The organism is Rhodococcoides trifolii (assembly GCF_014635345.1).
In the GTDB taxonomy this organism is placed as follows: domain Bacteria; phylum Actinomycetota; class Actinomycetes; order Mycobacteriales; family Mycobacteriaceae; genus Rhodococcoides; species Rhodococcoides trifolii.
On record NZ_BMCU01000006.1, the window covers coordinates 299012 to 321796 of the forward strand.

Consider the following 22785-nt stretch of genomic DNA (forward strand, 5'->3'; position numbering starts at 1 on the left):
GTGAGTCAGCGGTTGTCCAGCTTGTGTCGCAGACCGGTGAGGATGGCGGTGAGCCCTGTCTCGAACGCCACATCGGTCGGGTTTGCCGGGTTCTCCGGGGCTCCCACCGCCGCCGACAGCGCGGGGTGCGTCTGCGGGTCGGGCGTGTAGAGGTTGTTGCCTCCGCTTGCCATGTCGAGCGCTGATCCGAGGACGAAGTTGTCGAACGCGATGATGATGGGTAGCACTTCCGGCCACGAGAAGCCCGCCGTATGAAGACCGTTCGCGAATCGGTCGTACTCCATCAGTGACTCCTTGTCGCGGACCAGAGCTGTTGCGAGCAGACGAATCGACCCCGGGTGGCGGGCGAAGGCCGATCTGTACGACCACGCCAGGCGCCTCATGGCTTCGTCCCATGGGACGGTCCCGAAGGCCGAGTTGTCGATCGTGCGTCCGATCCGCGCCCGCATGAGGTCGACGACTTGGTCCCGCCCGGACACATGATGGTACAGCGACGACGGGTGTACACCCAGCTTCGATGCGAGTTCGGTGACGGTGAAATCGCCTGTGGCATCGGAGATTCGAAGCGCTTCGTCGACGATGCGCTCGACGTCGAGTAGTGCTGTGCGAGGTCTTGCCACATTCCACCCATTTCTCTCCAGGGCTATCCAAGCCGACGACTGTGGTTTACATTACAGCAAAACCAAAACAGTTTTGGTTAATCGGACGGAGCCCACCATGACCACTCCCCACCAACCGGGGCAACCGAGTGCCCTCGATCGCGCCAGCCTCCACTCGCGCGACATCGTCTTCTTCGTCGTCGCCGCGGCGGCGCCCCTCACCGTCATGGTGGCAGTGGCTCCAATTGCGTTGCTGGTGGGCGGGATAGGCGCACCGGCCGGATACCTGGCCGCCGGCCTGATCAACATGGTGTTCGCCGTCGGATTCACCAAGATGGCGAAACACGTCCACAACAACGGTGCGTTCTACTCCTACATCCGCAAAGGACTCGGCAAAATCGCCGGACTGGGCAGCGCCTTCGTCGCAGTGGTGTGCTACACCCTGCTCCAACTCAGCGTCTACGGACTGTTCGGCGCCGTCACAGAAGCCACGGTCAACGACTTCATCGGAGTCGACTTGCCGTGGTGGGTCTGGGCATTGGTCGCCGCGGCCATTGTCTCCGTCCTCGGATACCGCTCCGTTCGTGTCGGAGCAAAAATCCTCGGAGTGCTGCTCGTGCTGGAAGTCGTCGTTCTCCTGGTGCTAGCCGTCGGTGTCATCGCGAAAGGAGGCGCAACCGGTCTCTCTCTCGAACCGTTCCAGCCGGACAACGTCTTCACCGGATCGATGGGTGCAGTGCTCGCCGTCTCGTTCGCGGCGTTCGTCGGATTCGAGGCCACCGCCCTGTTCCGCAACGAGGCCGTTCGGCCGGATCGCACGGTACCGCGCGCAACCTACGTCGCCGTCGTGTTCCTGGCTGTCTTCTACTGTTTCATCGTCTGGGTAGCAGTCATGGCCTTCGGGCCCGCGAACGCGGTGCAGACGGCGGAAGCCGATCCTGCCGGTTACTTCTTCACCGCGATGGACACCTACGTCGGAAGTGCGGCAACCGATGTCATGCGAATACTCATCGTCTCGAGTGCTCTCGCCGCACTGCTTGCCTTTCACAACGCGATCACGCGCTACGGGTACGCCTTGGGGCGCGAGCGGATCGTGCCCGTCCGGCTGAGCTTCGTCCACAGCAAACATCTCTCTCCGCACATCGCCAGCGTCACGCAGTCCGTGATCGCAGTGATCGCCGTGTTGTGCTTCGCGGTCTCCGACGTCGACCCGGTGCTGCAATTGGCCGCGTGGACGGCAAGTACGGGCACCGTGGGGATTCTCGCACTGCAGTGGCTGACGTCCCTCTCGGTCGCTGTCTTCTTCGTGAGAGGTAGAGACGCGGTACACGATCGAGGTGCGGCTGTGGCGGGTGTCGTCGCCTTCCTCTTGTTCGGTGTCGCGCTGTACTTGGTCATCGACAAAATCGAGCTGGCCACCCTCTCCGACAGTCCCGTCGTCAATACCATTGCCGTCGGTGCGCCGATCGTCGTGTTCGTCCTCGGAGCTCTTCTTGCACTGTGGATCCGCGCCCGCCGCCCCGACGTGTACGAAGGGTTGGGAAGTACCGACATCGATTCCGATCTCGCTCCCGACTCGCAGTCCGTGCGACGCACGCTCGCTCCGACCATGGACCTCACCGAAAACGCAGATGGAGCTCACCATGACTGATGCCACCCTGGCCTTGATCAACGCACACGTACTCACACAGGCCGGCGACACGAAGTCTGCGGAGGCTGTTGCGGTACGCGGGGACCGGGTCGTGGCCCTCGGAACCACAGCCGACATCCTCGACATCAGCGGTTCAGGAACAAGAATTGTCGATCTCGCAGGCGGCACCCTGACCCCGGGTTGGGTGGACGCCCACACACACGTGGTTCAAGGCGCACTGATGTCGCTCGGTGTCGACATGAACGGGTGCGAGAGCCTGGACGACGTTCGCCGCGTTCTGCACGAGGCGAGCCCGGTGGACGGGTGGATCCGCGGATGGGGCCTCAATCACAACGTCTTCGGCGGTAATCCGCCGACATTCGACGCCATCTCCGACTCCATCACGACACCGGTTCTGATCCGGTTCTACGACGCACATTCGTCACTGGCCAACCGCGCGGCGCTGGAAGTGGCCGGCGTGAGCGGCCGAGAAGCCTTCGATCACGGCGTTGCACGGGTCGCAGTGGACAGCGAGGGAAACCCCACCGGTCACCTCATCGAAGAAGCCGCCATCCATCTGGTCGAGAGCGTGGCACCCGCACCGAATCCCGACTCCGCGAAGTCGTTGTTGCACAGCGTTACCGAGGAGATGGCGTCCGTCGGACTGACCGGAGTCCACGTGATGGACGACCTCCCCGGAACCATCGACATGATCCGGGCGCTCGACGAAGATGACGCAGGATTGCGGTTCTGGGTGTACGGATGGGTTCAGCCGGATCACCCCGCCGAACGGGTGGACGAATTGGCAGCATTGGTTCACGGCACCGGCGGTGTCCGGTGGCGGTACGCGGGCGCCAAACTGTTCATGGACGGAACCGTCGAAGGCGGCACGGCATGGTTGTGTCACCCGGATCTGTACGGCGACGGGACCCGTCCGTCGTGGACCGACCCGGCACGCTACGCAGAGGTCGTGGCAAGGCTCAGTGCACGTGGAGTGAGGACGGCCACCCATGCGATCGGCGATGCTGCTGTGCACCACTGTGTCCGAACTCTGACGGCGCTGGGAGACGGTGTTCGGCACCGCCTCGAGCACCTCGAGACCGTCTGCCCGGAGGATCTGACGGCGATCGCCGCCGCGGGCGACATCGCCACCTCGATGCAGCCGACGCACTGCACGAGATACACCCGCGCAGACGAGGCCGACGACTGGTCGAAGCGCATGGGTCGTGACCGAATCGACCGCGGTTGGCCGGTGGCTGAGCTTCTTGATCTCGGGGTCACCGTCGCACTCGGATCGGATTGGCCCGTAGCACATTTCGATCCACGCATCGTGATGGCCGACGCACGACTACGGCGGCCGGCGGACCGGCCGTCCGATCCGCCTCGCCAACCGCGGCAGGCAATTTCGGCACAGCAGGCACTCGACGGATACACCACCCACCCCGCGTCGGCGGCCGGTCTCACCGACGGCACCGGAACCATCGTCGTCGGCGGTCCCGCCGACTTCACAGCGATGGACGGCGACCTGTCGGGACCTGCCGATCGACTGCCCGAGCTGCCGATCATCGCGACTGTCGTCGCCGGCACCGTGGTGTACGAACGGTGACCTCGTCTCGGGACGATCTGCCGCACCCGACGCTCGACTTCGTGTTCGAAGTCAGGGTGAACGTTGCCGACGAACTGCGCATCGGTCGCAGCGCAGAAGAAGTGCTGCATTTCGTTGCTATCACCGGCGGGACCGTGACCGGCCCCAAGATGACGGGCACAGTGCTTCCCCACGGCGGTGACTGGTTCGTCGAGCGCGGAGACACCGTCCAGCTCGACGCACGATACGTGCTGCGCGCCGAGGACGGAGCGCTGATCGACATCCGTAATCGAGGTTACTATCGCGCGGATCCCGGCGTCGAAGCGCGTTTGGCGGCAGGCGAATTCGTGGACGAGCGTGAGTACTACTACCGCACGGCGCCGGTATTTCAGACCGAATCAACGCAGTACCGGTGGCTGGCAGAAAATCAATTCGTCGGTATGGCCCGAAACGACGGCGGTCAGATCTGCATCCGGTTCTTCTGGTTGCACTGATCGCACACGGAGAACGAGATCGAGGGGTATCAAACAGTGGCAACAAGAGCATTCGACGCGCCGAGGCCGGTTGCAATCGTGACGGGTGCAGGCAGCCCCGATGGCATCGGGTTCGCCTGTGCGAAGGCACTGGCACCCACCCATTCACTGCTGATCGCGGCGACTTCCACACGAATCGACGAGCGTGTCGCCGAGCTGACTGCCACGGGCGCGCACGCAGTCGGGTTCATCGGCGATCTCACCGCATCGTCTACTGCGCAGCGACTCGTCCGGGACGCACTCGAGCACTTCGGCAGGCTCGACGTCCTCGTCAACAATGCGGGGATGACCGCAACGACGGGGAGTGAGGATCAGACCCCGGCAGATCGCACGTCCGATGCTCAGTGGCAGGCAGCGATCTCCCGCAACCTCGACACGAACTTCTTCGTCACACGAGCCGCGTTGGCGCCGATGGCACAACAGGAGTTCGGTCGAATCGTGAGCGTGGGTTCTCTGTCGGGATCGGTGATGGCGTACCGCGGTGATGCGTCTTACCACGCTGCCAAGGCTGCGCTGGTTGGGCTGACTCGATCGATCGCGATCGACAACGGCCTCCGCGGTATCACGGCCAATATCGTTGCCCCTGGCTGGATTGCGACGGGATCGGCGACCGAGCACGAGAACGCGATGGGAGCCGCCACCCCGCTGGGACGTTCTGGTCGGCCCGACGAGGTCGCCGCGCTCGTGGCGTTCCTCGCCTCTACCGCGGCGTCGTACATCACCGGTCAGGTGTTCGTCGTCGATGGCGGCAACTCCATCGATGAAGAGCGTGGGGTCCGCGCGTACTGAAACACTGCATGAGCAGGAGTCAACTGTGTCGAGTGCGGAAACTGCACCGTCGCAGTGACCTCGTCGTGATGACCGTCAGCCGCGGGCATGTCACCTCGAAAGGGACTATCTGTGCGGTCGCCACGTCATGAAGGGGACTGACCGTGGCGGATTTTCACCACTGGACAACTGCATTGGGAGTCGAGTGTCCGAAATGGCGCCGATTCCGCGCGACCTGGGGAAACGTGCCACCGACTGACCGTTTCGGCCGGTATTCACTCATGACTTACTCGCTGAAAGTCATGAGTAAGTCATGACCTACGGTGCCGTAGCCCAAAGAAAAAGACCCTCCGACCAACGTTTCCGCTGGTCAGAGGGCCATTCTTGTGCGCCCACAGGGACTCGAACCCCGGACCCAGTGTCTACGCCGGGCGACCCTCGATTCGTCCGTGTGAACTCGCTAAAGTCCGTCTGAACAGGTGTCTATTCGGTGATAATTCCCGTTGAATTCACTCGCGTTCAAGTGGATTCGCGCTGAAAGTCATGAGTAAGTCATGACCTGGTCCTCGTGTGTCGAGTGCCGGGGTTTTCATCCGTTCGATTGGGTTGGGTCCGCCGGCGAGTCAGCGTCGGCGTCCCCGCGCGTGGCCCACGCCGGACCGTCGAACAGTCCTCGATTGCTGGGGGTCCGCCCAGCGATGTTGACGAGAAGTCGGAAGTGGAATCCGATCTCGGGTCCGTTGGCGCGCTCCACCGTCAACCGTGTGTCGGTCAGCGATTCGATCACGGCGATCAACGGGTCGGGGACCCAACCGAGCCGGATCTCGCCGTCGTCGGTGACGAGGAACGCATGCGGGTTGACCGGGTTCGAACTGTCCCGAACCAGCTGAAGGGCGTCGCCGGGGGAGAGCGAGGCAATGCGCTGCTGCTCCATCTGTGCCAGGTGGCGGACACCGTGTGTGAGGAAGGGGAACGACACCGACTCGCTGGGTCCTGCCGTGGGGGCAGGCAGCAGTTCGATCGTGTCACCGACTCGTTGTCCGTGCGAGCGGGCGAGTACCTCGAACGGAGCGGCCGTCATCGGCAGACCGAGTGCATTCATCGATGCACTGCGGTCGGGCCGACGCGACGAGACGACGCGTTCGGCGAACACGGGGAACAGTTGGCTGCTGCGCATCGGCGCTTGTGTGGCATGCGTCAGCCCGGGCAGTGGCCGAAAATCGTCCCGCGCGAGCGCAGACTCCAAGTATGCGAACTCGAAGCAATCGAGCGTGCGGCGGAGGAAGCCGATCGGCACGTACTGGCGTGTGTCGGGGTCGCGAACGGTGACGAGCAGCCGGCTCAGCGTCTGGGGAGCGTCCGCCGGCCGGTGGTCGACGACAGTGGTGGTCATGCTGTCAACCTCCTCTGGTTCGTGTTCAACAGCGTACTGACAAAGGTACGTCGGACCTCGGACATTCCCGGGACAGCGTGCACGACCGACTGGACAGCATCGGGGTCCAGCTCTCCGATTCGCTCGATCCACTGATTACCGCTCGCCCCAGCCCGAGCCACTGCATTTTTCGCCAGCTTCACCAGAGGAACGTTCTGACCGTTCTCGAAGCGGTGCGCCATGCCCCGTTCGGCGTATTCCGTGGCGTCTCGTGTTGCAACGAATTCTTCCTGCGCTCCGGAGGCGAGGGCGCTCCCGTGATCGAACGACGGAGCCAGTGAGCGGGCGCCGTCGTCGTTTTCGGTTAGGACTCCCCAGTTGATGGCGTGTCGGTCGGTGTTGGCGATCCAGGCATCGAATGCGAGGTAGCCGGCGAACAGCCCGAAGCCGCTCGTCGTCGATGCAAGTGCTCCGAAAGCGTGAACACCGTCGAGGAGGCGCTCGATGTTGTCGAGGTTGTGGCCGACCCTGTTCTTCGGGCGATCGTCGCCGGCGCAGGACAGGTAATCGCCGAACTCGGAGAGGAGTGTGTCTCCGGATTCGAGCGAGCAGCCGTCCGGTGTGACGTTGCGAGAGATGATCCCGCTTTCGTGGCCGCGTGAGGCGAGTTCGACCCTCGCGGCGGGTAGCCCGATTAGGCCGGCGAGTTCGGAGGCGATCTTCTCCGACGAGTCGTCGCACCGGCGGTAGCTTGCCCTCTTGATCGGTTTGAACAACCACCACGACGACTGACCGTCTCGTCCGGCGTCTTCTGGCAGTGCCACCCAGTCCTTCGGATCGAGACCTCGCGCCTCCTGGCTGACCACAATCCAGTCTGAGATGTCCCGGACGGCGAACAGTGGCCAAGGTGCCGACCGGTGAAGATGCACCACGAAATAGTCTCACTTCGGTGGATGCGTGGAGTAATGCCACAGGCTGTTATCCGAACACTAGGAAGGGGAACCGTCCCGTGAGCAACCCTGATGCCGACGCAAGCAGACTCGCCGCGGAGTCCATCAACAAGCGTGATCCAACTGGGTGGTTCGAGCAGCTGTACACCGAGGCGGCCGAAGGTAGAGCGATCGTCCCGTGGGACCGCACGGCACCGAATGCGTTGATCGGAAGCTGGATTCGTGACCGTGCACCTCATCGAGGTCGAGCGCTCGTCGTCGGGTGCGGTTACGGAACGGATTCCGAGTTCATTGCCTCGCTCGGATACGACACCACAGCCTTCGACATCTCACAAACAGCGATCGACACCGCGCACGCGCGGTTTCCCGAGTCTGTCGTGCAGTACGAGGTGGCAGACGTCCTCGACCTGCCACAACGGTGGTTACGTGCGTTCGACGTGGTGATCGAATCCATCACGGTTCAGTCCATGCCGGTGTGGGTGAGACAGAACGCCGTTGCGGCAATTGCTTCGACGGTCGCACCGGGAGGGTCACTGCTCGTAGTCTCAGGCATTCGTGAGGACGGTGTCGAGGTCGAGGGACCACCGTGGCCGTTGACACGAGAGGAGATCGAATCGTTCGCCTCGACAGCACTGACAGCAACTCGAATCGAACGTGTTACCTCTGAAAACAGATGGCGCGCAACCTTCATGAACGAGCTCGGAAGTGAAATGGCCGGTGACTGAGGGGCCTTCGTCGTCATGTCGCTCGGCAAGCGCTCCGGGCTACCGACATCGACTTTGATGTCGGTAGCGGCGAGACCGTAGTCGGACCGGAAGAGGTAATGGTCGTGACCCTCGTTGACCGCGTGACCGTGCATGATCACTTCCTCTGGGACATACCGGCGCTCGGGCGGAAGGGGCGGCACTCGACTCACCGAATATTCGAAAGAACTATTGCGCAATAAATCTTTCGAAGTTGGTGTGGGTCGGTGTCAGAACGCCAGCAGCCCCGGAAGAACGTCAAACAGGTATCGACCTTGGTCGAACTCAAGGCCTTGTCCCATCCCATCCGGATGCGACTGCTCTACTCCTTGAAGGCGCACGGACCCTTGACCGCAACACGATTGGGGGAGATGGTCGACGAATCGCCGGCTTCTGTCAGCTACCACCTGCGGAAATTGGCCGACAGCGGCTTCGCGGAGGAGACCGAGAACGCGAGTGGCGACGGCCGCCAACGTTGGTGGTGCACGACGTCGCAGGGATTCTCCTGGTCTGCAACCGATTTCAGTGATTCGCCGGACGGGGTCACGGCAGCCGATGCGGCCAAAGCGGTGATGCTCGAGCATCGGTGGTCACGATTGACCGAATACGGTCGCACGGCCGCTTCCTGGGGACCCGAGTGGAGCGACGCAGGCTTCAGTGCCGACAATTTGCTTCACCTCGACCCGTCCCAAACCGAAGCGCTGAGCGCTGAGCTCCTCGAAGTGGTCGAACGGTATCGAGCGCTTGGCGCGAACACGCAGGCACAGGGCGCGACAACCGTCATGGTTCTCCTCCACGGATTCCCGACGCAGATGTGAGGCAACGATGCACCCTCTCTATCCGCACGACCATCTCCGGATTCTGGCGCAGGATCGCGAACAGCAGATGGAACGCACCGACCGACTTCGCGTGGCGCGGGCTCGAGCCGACCTCCGCCGCCAGGAACGCCGGGTGCAGGAGGCCTGGCTCGAACTCGTTCGCGCAGTCGAAAACGCCGGCGATGCGCGACGCGCTCTGGTCGCGATAGACAACCATCGATAACCGCTGCAACGAAATCGGTTTGACGAATTGCGTGCCGACCGTGGGGCTTTGGGTGGAGGAAACGGCCGTGTGGAGGATCAAGACTTTCGATTAATTTTTGCCCTAGGGCAAAGCCTCAACGATGCTTTGCGAACCCTCGGCGATTGGGGTGAAGAACACGGGAACGCATCGCCGGCATGAACGCCAGGTCTTAAGGTCAACCCGCGCTCTGCTTTGGATCCGGGCCCCGAGCCTGATCATGATCAGAAGAGCGGGACTGGCCGGTTTCGATAGCTGCCGGTGCGAACCTTTTTACCGTATTGTCCTGTTTCGTGATTCGATCCTGGACCGTCCGAACTGCTGCTGTCGGAGCTGCGCTTGCGGCGCTGTGTGTGGGGGTGCCGGGGGTGGCGTCGGCGCATCATCGGGAGTTCACGCCGTTCCCGTACGACCTGTCGCTGGGGCGGGGGATGTCCTTACCATGTGTAGGTGAGGTGGGCGGAGATGTGTTCACCCCTCACGATCGGCCGGGCATTGCGGTGGTGACGCTGACATGGCGGACGTTCGTCACCGATGCGTGTCCGCTGACGGTGTTCGTGAACATGAACAACTTCGATGCGCCGGGGGTCGACCCGTACAGCGGTGCGAAGCCGACGGGCGGCACGTGGTTGGCGCATCTGACGTCGGCTCGGGTGGGCGAGAGTGCACCGGCGGACCGTGAGTGGACGAAGCAGTTGGTGATCGACATCGGATCCGGCAACGCCGGGCTGACGGTGACGACGGATGCCCCGCTCAACACGACGTTGCTGGATCCGGCGGGGAACACTGTGCGGTTCACGGTGGCTTGAGAATCGTGGTGGGCGCGCAGGCTCCGACGGAGCCGCGGCATTCCGAGCGGCCGTGGGTGTGGACGGTGCTGTTCTGGGTGTCGGCTCCGGTGTATCTGTACGGCATGCTATAGGCTGTCGACGGAAGTTGGTGGCTCACAGCAGCTGTGAGTGCGATGGCCATTGCAGCGTGCGCGGTGTGGACGAGGCAGAAGTGCCGGTCTTCTGCCCCTTCACTGGCCCCGATGTGGCATGTCACGTGCTGTGTCGTGCTGGCCCTGATCGCGGTGTCGGCCATCGCCTACGGCACCCGCGAGATCACCCGCGGTGTCACCGCGTCGGTGGGCGACACGATGGACCCACGGTTCGTGGCATGTGGTTCGGTTCTGAATCCGATCCCGTCGTCCGACCTCGAGGTCAGTTTCCCCACGTCGTATCCGCTGGAGCCGCGGTCGACATTGCAGCCGATCCCTGACAACGTGCTGAGTCCGCGGTGCGACGACCGGCTCGCGGTGAACGAAAACTTTGCCGGCGGTGCGGTTCTCGGTGGTCTGATCGTGCTAGCCCGGTCGATCGGTCACGCCATGGTGGCGTCGGGGCGCCGAGCCGCGCCGGGGTCCCGCGAATGACCAGCCGTCGGACGTTGGTGGTGCACGTATCCGCGTCGGTCATCGGTGACGGTGAGATCGACCCACCGAAGGTCGGGTCCGTCCTGACCGGGGCGCTCAGATTTCACGAGCTCCCGGCGGACGAGCCGGACGTTGTTCGGATACGGGCGCGTCTGGAACCGTCCGGTGACGACCCCACCTGGCAGGTCACCGGTGACGACTCGCAGGGCTGGTGGGAGTGGGAGGGATTGCTGCGCGACGACGGGTGGACCGCATCGTGGCGTGGCGTCACTCCGCGGACGGGGGAGGTCGAACTGACCGGGCAGTTCCGGGGAGTGTTCTCCTATGACACGGTCGGCCGGTTCCGGGGACGCGTGACCCGAGTCCGGTTGGTCTGCACCCGATATCAGTACCGTCCGGGTTCGGGCTGGGCTCCGGTCGTTCCGCGGCACCGCACCCTGCGCGACGTCGATTCTGTCCCGCAGATGTTCGGCTTCGACGCGATCGCCGCTGAGGGCGCCGAATACTCCGACATGGAGAACAGTGTGGTCGTCGACCTCGATCTCGACGATGTGCCGCCGCTTCCTGCCCGGCCGAGCATCGTGCCGGGGAGCGTCTCGTCGGCGAACGGTGTGCTGTGGGTGTCGGATGCCGAACTGCCGCTGATCGTGAGCATTGGTGCCGATGACGTCGTGGCGGAGCACGTGGTGCCCGGACGCATCGGTGTCGCGCGGCAGATCTGTGCCACGCCAACAGGGTGCTGGGTGACCGGTCCCGACGGAACCTACTGGATCGCAATCGGTCACGAGCCGATCCGTGTCGACGATCTCGCGGTCCACGCCGCTGCGGTGGTCGGCGAGACGCTGCTCGTCTGTGGCGACGGAACGACGTGGCGCATCTATTCGCCCGGTGTCGAACCGGTCGATGTCGCAGCAGTAGGTGGGTACGTCGCTTCTGTCGTCGCCGACGAGGGGGGGTTCGTCGCTGTCGTTCTGCCCGGCGGAGCTGTCGCCCGGTTGGTTCGGGTCACCCGAACAGGGGAGTCGACGATCGGCCCTGACATTGCGCTGCTCCCGCGCGGTCACGGCAGGCCGTACCTGGGGGGCGAGCCTCTGAGGCTCGTCCGCGGTGTCGACGTGGGTGTCGTTCAACCTGGTCTCGGTGTCCGTGATGTCGGAGAGAGGCTGGGACGCCATCAGCTTCACGGCGGTCGGGCGGGTCGGTTCCTGTGGACCGTCGGTCATTCGCCCGATGGCACGTCCTCGGGCGGGTGGTGGCCCTTACCCGGCCCGGTGACGTTCGAGCGTACGGAGCAGTTCTGGCTGCTGACCGTGTACGACGGGCGCACTCTTCGACCGCTGACGAGCGTGCCGGTGTCGACGAGCCAGCCTGCTGTGACCATCGACGACGACGGTCTGGTGTCGGTCACCGCCGGCGGGGTCCAGCAGTTCCGCGTCGACAGTCCGGTGATGCAACCGCCGGTCGAGCTGGACGTTGCGGGCGTGCTCGATCGATGTCGGGCGGGGTCATGAAAGCCGTGGGACCAATCTTTGAGGCCGCAGTGTGCCGCTGGCGTGAATGCTCCAGGTCGGTAAGAACTCCGAGACGTCCAGCGATCCAGATTGCCGCGAGAAGCAACGCCGGTCCGCAGTATCCGTGGGGCAAGGACTAGGGACTACGACGCGACCCTGTGCGCCTGCTGATCAGCCGGGCGGGATCAAGAATCAGAATGGAGCACCGATGAAGGTCAAAGTGCTGATGTGTGCGGCGGGTTTCGTTGTGGGTCTGCTCGTTGTCGTCACCGTGTTCGCCACGGTTGTTCGCCCGCGGCGGGTGAACTTCGCCTACGTCGGGGGAGACGAACCGTTGTTGATCGATTACGGGTGGTGGTTGAGTGTCGCGGGCGGCGGTGTGGTCGGCGCGGTTGCGGGCTTGTTGCTGGCGATCTCTATCGTTCGGCGTCGACGGAACCCGTGAAGTCTGCACTGGGGCAATCGATCATGATCAGCCAAGCGGTCCCCATCTCCGACCGGGAACCGTGTGCGTGTGGTAACCGATAGTTCGCCCGTACGGAGTAATTCTCCTCTGGGAATCACGACATCGCAGTCACGTCCGGGTGGAGGAGTGCGGCTGAGGACCTGGTAGGTATCCGAGGTCAAGAAGAGAGGGGTGCGTGAAGATGGCGAGGATTTCGCGCGCACCCGCGTCGTCCGATATGAAGGCGACAAATGTCGGGGGCCTGGTGGATCGAGCACACCCTCGAGGTCGATATGTCCGCTCCGAGATCGTTCGTACCGCTATCATTTTGCCACGTGCACAGACCGGGTCGGGACCTCGAGGAGATGTGTGAATCACGCAGCGATGGACCGCACCGTGACTGATCCGGAAACGCAGTTCGCGCCACCGGCAGCGTGGCTTCCAATGCGGTATCCGCGTCACGGTGGTTTTCCTGCCCGCGCGAAGCCCGTCGACCCCGGCGCAGGAGATGCTCTCGACAACCACTTGGAGAAGAACGAGCAGGCGCTGCACTGGGCTGCATGGGAATTGGAGAACAATCCGGAACCCCACGAGTGGGTAATAGCGGCACGGCGATACCTCGCTGGGGACGTTACCGCAGTCGGTGCGGCAGCGGCATACGTCGTTTTGACGCGGGCCGGAATCGACCTTAGGGACCGAAAGAACCTGGTCGTGGACGGCTGGGTGGCGAGATACGGTCTTCCCTTCGCTGTGGAAGCCGCCATGCGTGCATCGGACATGGGTTACGTCAGAACTCGGGTGCCGGTTCCGACGAACAGCGGCCACCTCATCATCGTGATGGAGAACTCCGATAACGCGGTTTCATCGCGGTACTCGGAACCGTCACATTACGAAGTCGAGGTGCTGGCTCAGGTCGACGACCCCGATAAGCAGATCATCTACACCCCGCGCGAGTACATGCTCGACCGACTCCGTGAGCTGTTGGCAGTCACCTCCGAGGAGTCGTATGCAGCCGCGCGTGATCTCGCGGCGCCGCTGCGCAGCAACACCGTTCGACGCTTGACCGCCAGCTTCCTCTTCCCCACCGAACGGCAGTGGTCCGACGATCTCACTGAACACTTGCGAGCTACCCCCTATCACTGGCAGACGCATCTCTACGCCTCCTGCAACACCGTCGCCGACGTAAAACGCGCAGAGGGCGAACAATGGGGTCAGATGTGGCTGAACTCGGACGAGATCACGGCCGCCGTCGTCGAAGGTGTCGGAACGGCCATCACACCGTTGCTCGTTGCAGCTGCCGATGAACCAATTCACTACTACAGCTCCGAGAAGGATGCGCGTCTGCTTCGCATTCTTCACGCTTTCTCTGCCATCCCCACGGACGAGGCATTCACGGCACTTCTCCACCGCGCGAACGTCAAGAACGGCTTACCGGCGCTCCTGCATGCCATGACGCATTTCCCGCGCCGCGCACTGAGACTTCTGGCGCAGGAAGAGTCGACCCTCTTCGATCGCCACGTCCTGCAAAACCGCACCCTCGCAATCGAACTCGCGGACTCGCTGCCGGATCGTCACCGGCGGCGAATCGTGGATCTGACCACCGAGGTTCCGGTCGCCGACGACCTTCCCGGGGTACTGGCGGTTCCGCCGTGGACGGAGAACAAGCTTCCCGCGCAGACGGTCGTTGTCGACGATCTGACCGCTCCGCACATCCAGCGAATCGATTGGCTACCAGGTGAAGTAGAGGAGCTGAAAAACTCGCGCCACGAGTTCTCCTACTACACCTGGGAACAGCAGAGCCAGTACTTCAAAGACACGAAACCGCAGGACCTTCACGAGTGGTACGCGCTGACGACGTTCCTGATCGGTCCCGAGGACGTGGCCCGGAAACTCCTGTCCGAGTGGCCGGGTACCACCCTCAAGGAACCGCTTCGGGTGGTCGCACGGTTCGAGCTCGAAGCCCTGCCGTTCATGCTTCGAATGGCTCGCGCACACCCCGGGGCCGCGGCTCCGTATCTGATGCCGTTCGTCGATCTCGATGTCGCCCGCCTGCACGCGACGATGTTCGCGACCCGAAAGAATTTACGTAAGCCAGCGTTGGCGTGGCTGGTGCGCCACGCCGACGACGCCGTCACTTTGCTGATGCCCGACGCGATCGGACCGCTGGGCGCGCAACGAGACCACGCGGAGGCAGCACTGCGAGGGTTGGCGTCGGCGACCACGCGAGAAACGGTCATCGAGGGTGCGCGTCAATTCGGTCCCGAGGCGGTGACCGCCGCCAAGACGATCGTCGACTTCGATCCGCTGCAGATGCTCCCAAAGAGAATCCCGCGAACACCACCGTGGGTGGACATCGAATGGCTGCCCCCAATTCTCGTCTCCGATCGGGCCGCGAAGCTCCCGACGACGGCCGTCGCGAACATCTTGACCATGTGCGCCATCGGCACGGTCGACGCGCCGTACGCGGGCCTCGAGACGGTAAACGACTTCTGCGACCGCGCATCCCTGGCGTCGACGATGTGGGAGGTTTTCGAGAGGTGGTGGGGCGACGGCGCACCGTCGAAGGACAACTGGGCCATCATGGCCCTCGGGTGGCTCGGTGACGACAGCGTGGTCTCGAAACTGGCACCGTTAATCCGTCGGTGGCCGGGTGAGAGCGGCACTGCCCGTGCTCAACTCGGACTCGACGCACTGGCCGCTCTCGGCTCGTCGCGGGCGTTGACCGAACTCGATCACATCGCACGCAACATGAAGTTCAAGTCCCTCAAATCGGGAGCAGCTCAGCGTGTCGCCGAGGTCGCCGAGAGCCTGGGACTCGACCGAGAGCAGTTGGCCGATCGAATCGTGCCCGACCTCGATCTCGCATCCGACGGAACGATGACCTTCGAATACGGGACCCGCTCGTTCACCGTCGGTTTCAACGAAGCGTTGGTCCCGTACGTCGTCGACGATTCCGGCAAAAAATCCGCCAGCCTCCCGAAACCGAAATCCGGGGACGATGCCGTGCTCGCGGAAGAATCGAAACAGAAATTTGCGGCTCTGAAAAGAGAAGCGAAAACCGTTGCAGCCGAGCAGGTGAAGCGTCTGAACCGGTCGATGGTGATCGGCCGACGGTGGAGTCCGGACGAATTCCGCACGTACGTACTCGGTCACCCGCTGATGATCCACGTCGCCCGCCGGCTGCTGTGGGCGTCGTTCGACGGCACCTCACCCGCCGTGGTGTTCCGGGTGGCGGAAGACTCGACGTTGGCCGACATCGACGACTCCACAGTCGAACTCCCGGACGGTCCGATCGGCCTCGTCCACCCTGCGCACATCCCCGATACCGTGGGCACCTGGTCGGACGTCTTCGCCGACTACGAAATTTTGCAACCATTTCCGCAGCTGGGTCGGGCGGTACGTGACCCGCTGCCAGGCGACTTCGACGGAACCGGATTGTCGCGGTTCACCGGTGTCACCGCGACACCGAGCCAGGCGCTGCGGCTGACGTATCGAGGGTGGGAACCGGTGTGGGAGAACCCAGATGGGTGGGGGCAAGGGTTGCTGTACCGCCTGAGCGACGACGTCTCCGTACTCCTCGGGCTCGAACCGGGGATGGGCACAGGGGATCCCTACAACGGGTACCCCGATCAGACGCTGAGATCGGTGACTCTGCGCGGCGGGACTCTGGACGACGTCGACCGCGCGGCGGTCAGCGAACTCATCGCCGACCTCGACGGATTCGCCACGTGAACAACCGAATTCAGAGACCGCCGGCCGAGGTCCGGTACGCCGACGAACTCGCTCTCCTTGCGGGGGAGGACAGTGGTCCTCGCCCGCCGGGCTGGGCGATGACACTTCGAGCGGCTCGCACCTTCGTCATGGGAGACGACGACCGAAACATACGAGGCAAGTACGTCGGGGACCCGTCCCTGGTCGAACGGTCGCTGGTGACGTTGGCCACCACGAGGGGCCTCATGCTCGTCGGCGAGCCGGGAACCGCGAAATCGCTGCTATCGGAGCTGATCTCGGCCGCCGTGAGCGGCGACTCGACTCTGACCATCCAGGGAGGCGCCGCCACCACCGAGGACCAGATTCGATATTCCTGGAACTACGCTCTTCTGGTCGCGGAAGGTCCGTCCGTTCGTGCCCTCGTACCGGCTCCCATGCTGCGCGGAATGGGAGAAGGGCGCATCGTCAGGTTCGAGGAGATCACCCGATGCCCGCTCGAAGTGCAGGACACCCTGCTGTCGTTGCTGTCGGAGCGGGTCCTCGCCGTGCCGGAACTGACCGGCGACGACGCCATGGTCTACGCCCGTGACGGGTTCAACATCATCGCCACAGCGAACACCCGCGACCGAGGGGTCAACGAGATGAGCGCTGCGCTCAAGCGACGCTTCAACTTCGAGACCGTTCACCCGATCTCGGACTTCGACACCGAGGTCGACCTGGTCCGCACGGAATCTGCAGCGCTGCTCCGAGCGTCCGGCGTCACCATCGATCAAGATCCGGCGCTGACCGAACTGCTGGTGACCCTGTTCCGAGACCTACGCACAGGAACGACGTCGGATGGAACAGCGGTCGAGAAACTGTCCTCGGTGATGAGCACGGCGGAGGCCGTGTCTCTCGCGCACGCCACCGGCATTCGAGGATGGTTCCTGCGCGGCGACACGGGTACCGTCGCCGATCTCGCGGAATCCCTTGCCGGGACCGCATCGAAGGACAGCGCAGAAGACGCGGCACGCCTCGGTCGTTACATCGAGCGCCAGGCGCACAGGTACTCGGGTTCGGCATGGCATGAACTGCGCGAGGCCCACTCGGGTCCACCGCGCCGATGAACTCGGTCGTCGTCATCGGAATCAGTCACGGCAGCCCGGCATGTGCCCGGATCGTCGCGGACACCGTCCACCGACTCCGCCCGGCACACGTACTCGTCGAAGGGCCGGCCGATCTCAATGCGCTCGCGCCGGACCTCACCCGCGACCACGAGTTACCGATCGCGGTGCTGTCCCATGTGCGGCGCGGCAACGTCACCCGAGTCATCACGACCGCCTACACGCACTGGTCACCGGAGTGGATTGCCCTCCGCGCCGCCGCGTCCGTAGGAGCTCAGACACACTTCATCGATCTTCCGACCTGGCATCGCGACTTCGAGACGAGGGCGCCCCAGTACGGGTCCACAGCAGCATCACTCCTGCGGCGACTGGGCGTCGACACGATGGGCGCCGCCTGGGATCACATCGTCGAATCAAGGGCGTTCTCCCATCCCCCGGCCGACCTTGCGGCAGTGATCGACGACTATTTCGACACACTCCGCCCCGCCGAGGACACGGTGTCCGCACGCGAGCGATTCATGACCGGATGGGTGCGCGCAGCGCGCGATCGTGACGGCTCGGGGCCTGTGGTCGTGGTGTGCGGAGGACTCCACCGACCGGCCATCCTCGCAGGCCTCGCGACCGACGAGGTGACAGACGGCTCGTGGCCCGAGATACCGGTGGCCGACGACGATATGGACGTCGGGAGCTACCTGGTGCCCACTTCCTACGGACGCCTGCAGATCGATTCCCCGTGGTGGTACGAGACTCTTTGGGAAGCAGGAGATTCCGCGGCCGAGGTGGCCCTCGACGCGGTCGTACGCGATCTACGCACGCGCGGACACGCGGTGTCGACAGCCGATTTCATCGCCTGCCGAACGCAATTGCACGCCCTCGCCGCCACGCGGTCGCATCGAACACCAACGCGGATCGACGTGTTCGACGCGGTGGCGAGCACCCTCGTCGACGAGGCGCTGGCGTCCCCTCTGCCCTGGACTCGGTCCGACAGGCCGCAACCCAGCGAGCACCCGGTCCTTGCATCGTGCTCGAAGACCATGCGAGGGAGACGGTTCGGATCTCTGCACCCCCGCACTCCGGCACCGGGCCTGGTGCACCACGTCGACCTGCTTCTCGAAGAACTCGCCCTCGGGCCCGGCACCGTCGAACTCGACCTGACCGCCCCGCCGGACCGCCGGCGCAGTCGAGTACTCCACCAACTGCGGGTCGCGGGAATTCCCGGGTTCGACCGCCGACTCGGCCCCGGATCCGGAAACGAAGTGAACACGTCCGAGCAGTGGTCGATCGCCGAGGGTGTCGATCGCCTTCCGTCCCTGGTCGAGGCTGCCGCCTACGGACACACGCTGGTCGACGTGACCGGTTACATGCTCGAATCCTCGCTCCGCGCAGCTCGTTCCGACGTGGCACTCATCGCCGCGACGTTGTTCGACGCGGTCCTGTGTGGAGTGGATTCGGTGTCGAACCGGTCGGCCTCGCAGGCCGTCGCATCAATCGCGAGCAGCGCAGACCTCGCCGGAGTGGGAGTGATGTTGCGTTCGGTACTCGGCTTGTGGCGCCACGACGTCGTGCTCGGGAGCGGGGGATCAACCTTGCTCGGTGCAGTGATCGATGCCGCATCCTCGCGCACGGTCGATCTTGCACGCAGGACCCGCGCCGCCGCGGGCGGAGCCGACGCCGGCCGCATCGGTGCCCTCGCTGCGCTGTCGGATGCGATGACCTACGCGGCCGACGTGGTGACCGAGAATCACGCACCGGAGCTGGCGGCTCTGGCCGATGATGTCCACGCCGCCGTCGACATCAGAGGTGCAGCACTCGGCACCGTGTGGTCCACAACATCGGCTGTCGCCGCGTCCGCTGCTGTGCGGTCGGTCCCGACCGACCGACTCGGTGACTGGCTGTGCGGGTTGTTCGCGGTGGCACGAGAGGCGTTTCTCGACGCACAGTCCGGCGGCGCTGTTCTCGGAGCGGTCGACGACGTCGTCCGGAACTTCACCGAACACGAATTCCTGATGGCATTACCGGCCCTGCGCCAGTCGTTCGAGTACTTCCCGCCGCGTGAGCGCGCACGAATTGCGCTGCGCATCACCGCCCCGACCCCTCCGGTCGAGACCGGTCACGGTCACGAGATCGTCACCGCCGGTGCGGGACTCGACGAGAGGGTCGATCACGCGCTGGCCCGGGTCGGTCTGTGATGAGCACCGATCGATGGAGATTGATACTCGGTACCGCGGCCGCCGGGGTGCTCGGTGACGCCACCGGCGCCGCGGCAGAGCAGGACGCCTCCCTGGAATGGCTCTACAGCCGCGATCCGTCTCGGACGCTGCGCGGCGTCCGGGCCGGTTCGTCCCGCACGGTCTCGAACGACGACGGGACCCTCCCTCGGCGGCGGGGAGAACCGCGCGATCGCCCCAGCGGCGTCGGGACCACGTCGGTGACAGCGGTGGACTGGCTCGACGACATTCACCGGTTGTTCCCGCGTGAAACCGTCCACCGGCTCGAGCGCGACGCCGTCGAGAAATACGAGATCACCGAAGTGATCACCGACATCGACGCGCTGCAACGCATCGAACCGAGTGTGTCGCTCCTTCGTGCAGTCATGCGAACGAAGCATCTGATGGACCCGCGGGTCCTCACCCTCGCGAAGAAGACCGTCGACACAGTGCTGCGCGAGCTGATCGAGAAACTGTCGGTGGACGTGCGTCGAACCTTCCACGGAACCCGCAGCCGCCACCGCACGGCGTTCCGCAACTCCCGTAACTTCGACTTCCCAGCAACCGTGCGCGCCAACCTGAAACACTGGTCTCCGGCGACGCGGCGCATCACCATCGAGACCCCGCTGTTCACCTCACGCACCCGCCGACACATCGACACATGGACACTCGTCCTTCTCGTCGATCAGTCCGGTTCGATGATCGACTCGGTCATCCACTCTGCCGTCACCGCAGCATGTTTCTGGAACATCCCGGGTCTGAAAACCCACCTGATCGCCTACGACACCCACGTCGTCGACCTCACCTCGGAGGTCGACGACCCGGTCGAGCTCCTGATGGGTGTACAGCTCGGCGGAGGCAACGACGGAGCGAAAGCCGTGGACTACGCAGCGCAACTCGTCGACTCACCGCGCCGAACCATCGTGGTGATCATTTCCGACCTGTACGAAAGCGACCCCGATGGCTTCGTGCGCAGCATCACCCGTCTCACCGACGACGGCGTCCGAGTGCTCGCTCTCGCGGCGCTCGACGAAGGGGGAGAACCGGACTACGACCGTGAGATCGGCCGCAGACTGTCCCGGATCGGCGTTCACGTCGGCGCGATGACACCGGGCGCCCTCGCCGAGTTCGTCGCGGACAGCATGACATGAGCGCTGCAGACAGCCAGAACACCGACGGCACCCGGCGTGACCTCGCCGCGTTGACGGACGACGCACTCTCCGCCGTCGCGAACAGAGGCCTGGTGAAACGGGCGATTCGCATGCAGGAGAACGAACCGCCGGAATTGTCGATCTCGAACGAGGCCATCGTGGCGCGTTTCGCCGACGGGGTGGAGACCGTCCTGCGCGCGGGCGAGGCGTTCGTCGAGGCATCCTGCTCGTGCGGAGCGCGGTCGGTGTGCCGTCACCGGGTCGGTCTGGTGCTCGCGTGCCGAGATCGCCAGGGGCGGTCTGTGTCCGACGCCGAACAGTGGTCACCCGCCGAATTCGACGACGACGCACTCACCGAGCACCTCGGGAAAGCCGCGCTCTCGCGGGCGCAGCGAACGCGATCACGCGGATACGCAGCGACGATCCACCGCCCAGTTGGGACCGATCGGGCTGTGCGAGTGGAGCTTCCGCATTGTTCTGTCCGATTCCTGGTACCCCACGACTTGAGTCATGCGCATTCTTCGGCCACGGACGAAACGTCCCGCGAGTCCGTCGCGCTCGCAGTGTGGGCAGCCCAGGAAGCCGACGCATCCCACAGTGACCGCGTGTTCGTCGGCCGCCGTGCGGCCGTACTGGGCAGAAACACAACGGGTGACGCCCGCGCGCTGGCGCGAACGATCCTCCTTAACGGGGTCACCGCGACCACCTCGGTGCAACTGTCGAACGCCATCAGGACCACGAAAGCGGTCGAGTCCGGGACCGCAGTGTGGCTGGCCGACGCGTGCGCGGAGTTGACCGACCAAATGGATGCCTACCTTGCCCGGCACGCTCGCCACAGCCGGGTTCTACTCGCACGAGCGATCGCGGAAATTCACGCACGAGTTCAGCTCGGCGATTCGGCGGATCTCGCGGTGGCCGCGGACGCGCTGGGAACGGACGCGCCGGGTGAGACTCCCTTGCGCCGTGCCCATTTGATCAGCATGGGTGCCCGCGTACGAGGAGATGCCGACTCGATCACCGCCAGTCTGTACTTTGCCGATACGAACTCCGACGCCGTCTTCGTGGTCGAGCACGGATGGGCCACCGAGGTCGGCGAGCATCCCACCGGGTACAGCGTTTCCGATCGTCGAATCGCAGGATCCACGGTCGCCGCCCTGGCGTCGTCGACAGTGGTCACAGAGTCGGTCATCCGGCGCGCGAATCACCGGATTCGATTCGTGAGGAGGGGGATCGGTCGCTCGTCGGTGATGCCGTCGAGCATCGATGCCTGGCTGAAGTCGACAGCTGTGGTGGAGAACTATCGTGATGCGTCCCGTCGCCTGTCGACCCGACATCCATGGTTCGCGCGAGAACGGCTCGTGACCGACTCGATGGGTTGCATTCGAGTAGAGGCTGTCTCCAGAATCGACTATCAGCCGGACGAGCAGCGACTGGCGGTGACGGTTCGAGACCAGCAGGACGGGCGCGCGCTCGTCGCCCTGGAGCACAGTTCCTCCGCACCAGGGGCTCTGGACGCCGTGACGCGGGCAATGTCGTCGCATCCTGTGATGGTCGCCGGTCACCTGTCGAACCGTTCGGGGCAGCTGCTCGTGACGCCGACCGCCATCGCGTGTGCTGACGGAATTGTGGTGCCGGATCTGGCATCCGGTGATGGGAGTGGCCTATTGAGCCGGGCAGACATCGCTGCACGGCAAGACGATCCGATCGGTTCCGTGATCGATGCTGCGACCGCTCTGCTCGCCGACTTGTCTCATCTCGGGCTTCAATCACTGTCGTCGGAGCACCTCAAGGGTCTTCGCCTTTGCGCGGATCGTCTCGATGGAGTCGGGATGGCGACGACAGCGCGCGCGGTGCGATTACTTGCCGAGTGCGCAAACTGTGATGACCGGGAGCAGCTCGCCGACGCCTGGAACGCGGTCATGCTGCGACTGACCACCGCGGCGGACAACGTGTGACAACCCCGGTTGACTGTGTGTGCACACATGCGCATGGGAGGCTGCG

General features: G+C 64.2%; 19 protein-coding genes. 15 read left to right on the forward strand and 4 right to left on the reverse strand.

Features of this window, described 5'->3' with window-relative positions; translation table 11 throughout:
* Nucleotides 1-5: 5 nt before the first annotated feature.
* On the reverse strand, nucleotides 6-620 hold the full coding sequence (locus IEW02_RS23290; RefSeq protein WP_188547478.1) for a TetR/AcrR family transcriptional regulator C-terminal domain-containing protein: 615 nt from the start codon (nucleotides 618-620) through the stop codon (nucleotides 6-8).
* Nucleotides 621-717: 97 nt separating this feature from the next.
* Here IEW02_RS23290 and IEW02_RS23295 point away from each other — a divergent pair, with 97 nt between their 5' ends.
* Genes IEW02_RS23295 through IEW02_RS23310 form a run of 4 tightly spaced genes read left to right on the forward strand, consistent with a single transcriptional unit; the run spans nucleotide 718 to nucleotide 5136 of the window.
* Nucleotides 718-2250: an APC family permease gene (locus IEW02_RS23295; RefSeq protein WP_188547480.1), complete on the forward strand. Its 1533-nt coding sequence runs from the start codon at nucleotides 718-720 to the stop codon at nucleotides 2248-2250.
* Nucleotides 2243-3835 (forward strand): amidohydrolase, encoded by a 1593-nt coding sequence (locus tag IEW02_RS23300; RefSeq protein ID WP_188547482.1) that lies wholly within the window; start codon nucleotides 2243-2245, stop codon nucleotides 3833-3835. Before IEW02_RS23295 ends, IEW02_RS23300 begins: the two co-directional genes overlap by 8 nt.
* A complete protein-coding gene (locus IEW02_RS23305; protein WP_188547484.1) occupies nucleotides 3832-4308 on the forward strand; it encodes a DUF3237 domain-containing protein in 477 nt (158 codons plus the stop codon). The genes IEW02_RS23300 and IEW02_RS23305 overlap by 4 nt, the downstream gene beginning before the upstream one ends.
* 36 nt (nucleotides 4309-4344) lie before the next feature.
* The gene (locus IEW02_RS23310; RefSeq protein ID WP_188547486.1) at nucleotides 4345-5136 is read left to right on the forward strand and encodes an SDR family NAD(P)-dependent oxidoreductase; all 792 of its coding nucleotides are present in this window, start codon (nucleotides 4345-4347) and stop codon (nucleotides 5134-5136) included.
* Between the two features lie 568 nt (nucleotides 5137-5704).
* On the opposite strand, the gene IEW02_RS23315 is transcribed toward IEW02_RS23310, so the two are convergent.
* Complete coding sequence (locus IEW02_RS23315; protein WP_188547488.1) at nucleotides 5705-6508, reverse strand: hypothetical protein; 804 nt, start codon at nucleotides 6506-6508, stop codon at nucleotides 5705-5707.
* Entirely contained in the window at nucleotides 6505-7311 is an 807-nt protein-coding gene (locus IEW02_RS23320; protein ID WP_229746262.1) for a HipA domain-containing protein, read from the reverse strand. Before IEW02_RS23320 ends, IEW02_RS23315 begins: the two co-directional genes overlap by 4 nt.
* A 185-nt stretch (nucleotides 7312-7496) precedes the next feature.
* Here IEW02_RS23320 and IEW02_RS23325 point away from each other — a divergent pair, with 185 nt between their 5' ends.
* Together IEW02_RS23325 and IEW02_RS23330 are read left to right on the forward strand one after the other, a co-directional pair.
* Entirely contained in the window at nucleotides 7497-8162 is a 666-nt protein-coding gene (locus IEW02_RS23325) for a class I SAM-dependent methyltransferase (protein WP_188547490.1), read from the forward strand.
* 245 nt (nucleotides 8163-8407) lie between these two features.
* Nucleotides 8408-8998 (forward strand): ArsR/SmtB family transcription factor, encoded by a 591-nt coding sequence (locus IEW02_RS23330; protein ID WP_229746263.1) that lies wholly within the window; start codon nucleotides 8408-8410, stop codon nucleotides 8996-8998.
* On the opposite strand, the gene IEW02_RS23335 is transcribed toward IEW02_RS23330, so the two are convergent.
* Nucleotides 8961-9302: a hypothetical protein gene (locus tag IEW02_RS23335; protein WP_188547492.1), complete on the reverse strand. Its 342-nt coding sequence runs from the start codon at nucleotides 9300-9302 to the stop codon at nucleotides 8961-8963. The genes IEW02_RS23330 and IEW02_RS23335 overlap by 38 nt on opposite strands.
* A gap of 230 nt (nucleotides 9303-9532) precedes the next feature.
* Here IEW02_RS23335 and IEW02_RS23340 point away from each other — a divergent pair, with 230 nt between their 5' ends.
* The 9 genes from IEW02_RS23340 (at nucleotide 9533) to IEW02_RS23380 (ending at nucleotide 22739) form a co-directional block, all read left to right on the forward strand.
* On the forward strand, nucleotides 9533-10048 hold the full coding sequence (locus IEW02_RS23340) for a hypothetical protein (RefSeq protein WP_188547494.1): 516 nt from the start codon (nucleotides 9533-9535) through the stop codon (nucleotides 10046-10048).
* 224 nt (nucleotides 10049-10272) lie between these two features.
* A complete protein-coding gene (locus IEW02_RS23345) occupies nucleotides 10273-10656 on the forward strand; it encodes a hypothetical protein (protein ID WP_188547496.1) in 384 nt (127 codons plus the stop codon).
* Nucleotides 10653-12167, forward strand: a complete 1515-nt coding sequence (locus IEW02_RS23350) for a hypothetical protein (protein ID WP_188547498.1) — start codon at nucleotides 10653-10655, stop codon at nucleotides 12165-12167. The genes IEW02_RS23345 and IEW02_RS23350 overlap by 4 nt, the downstream gene beginning before the upstream one ends.
* Nucleotides 12168-12375: 208 nt before the next feature.
* Nucleotides 12376-12612, forward strand: a complete 237-nt coding sequence (locus IEW02_RS23355; protein WP_188547500.1) for a hypothetical protein — start codon at nucleotides 12376-12378, stop codon at nucleotides 12610-12612.
* 396 nt (nucleotides 12613-13008) lie between these two features.
* A complete protein-coding gene (locus IEW02_RS23360) occupies nucleotides 13009-16344 on the forward strand; it encodes a DUF4132 domain-containing protein (RefSeq protein WP_188547502.1) in 3336 nt (1111 codons plus the stop codon).
* Complete coding sequence (locus IEW02_RS23365) at nucleotides 16341-17429, forward strand: ATP-binding protein (RefSeq protein ID WP_188547504.1); 1089 nt, start codon at nucleotides 16341-16343, stop codon at nucleotides 17427-17429. The genes IEW02_RS23360 and IEW02_RS23365 overlap by 4 nt, the downstream gene beginning before the upstream one ends.
* A complete protein-coding gene (locus tag IEW02_RS23370; protein WP_188547506.1) occupies nucleotides 17426-19615 on the forward strand; it encodes a DUF5682 family protein in 2190 nt (729 codons plus the stop codon). Before IEW02_RS23365 ends, IEW02_RS23370 begins: the two co-directional genes overlap by 4 nt.
* Nucleotides 19615-20784 (forward strand): VWA domain-containing protein, encoded by a 1170-nt coding sequence (locus IEW02_RS23375; RefSeq protein ID WP_188547508.1) that lies wholly within the window; start codon nucleotides 19615-19617, stop codon nucleotides 20782-20784. Before IEW02_RS23370 ends, IEW02_RS23375 begins: the two co-directional genes overlap by 1 nt.
* Entirely contained in the window at nucleotides 20781-22739 is a 1959-nt protein-coding gene (locus IEW02_RS23380; RefSeq protein WP_188547510.1) for a YehQ family protein, read from the forward strand. The genes IEW02_RS23375 and IEW02_RS23380 overlap by 4 nt, the downstream gene beginning before the upstream one ends.
* Nucleotides 22740-22785 lie beyond the last annotated feature (46 nt).

What these genes read in the sequence shown, in the direction of transcription:
- IEW02_RS23295 (WP_188547480.1), top strand. Translation starts at nt 718, where the DNA reads ATGACCACTCCCCACCAACCGGGGCAACCGAGTGCCCTCGATCGCGCC.
- IEW02_RS23300 (WP_188547482.1), top strand. Translation starts at nt 2,243, where the DNA reads ATGACTGATGCCACCCTGGCCTTGATCAACGCACACGTACTCACACAG.
- IEW02_RS23315 (WP_188547488.1), bottom strand. Translation starts at nt 6,508, where the DNA reads ATGACCACCACTGTCGTCGACCACCGGCCGGCGGACGCTCCCCAGACG.
- IEW02_RS23345 (WP_188547496.1), top strand. Translation starts at nt 10,273, where the DNA reads ATGTGGCATGTCACGTGCTGTGTCGTGCTGGCCCTGATCGCGGTGTCG.
- IEW02_RS23350 (WP_188547498.1), top strand. Translation starts at nt 10,653, where the DNA reads ATGACCAGCCGTCGGACGTTGGTGGTGCACGTATCCGCGTCGGTCATC.
- IEW02_RS23355 (WP_188547500.1), top strand. Translation starts at nt 12,376, where the DNA reads ATGAAGGTCAAAGTGCTGATGTGTGCGGCGGGTTTCGTTGTGGGTCTG.
- IEW02_RS23370 (WP_188547506.1), top strand. Translation starts at nt 17,426, where the DNA reads ATGAACTCGGTCGTCGTCATCGGAATCAGTCACGGCAGCCCGGCATGT.
- IEW02_RS23375 (WP_188547508.1), top strand. Translation starts at nt 19,615, where the DNA reads ATGAGCACCGATCGATGGAGATTGATACTCGGTACCGCGGCCGCCGGG.
- IEW02_RS23380 (WP_188547510.1), top strand. Translation starts at nt 20,781, where the DNA reads ATGAGCGCTGCAGACAGCCAGAACACCGACGGCACCCGGCGTGACCTC.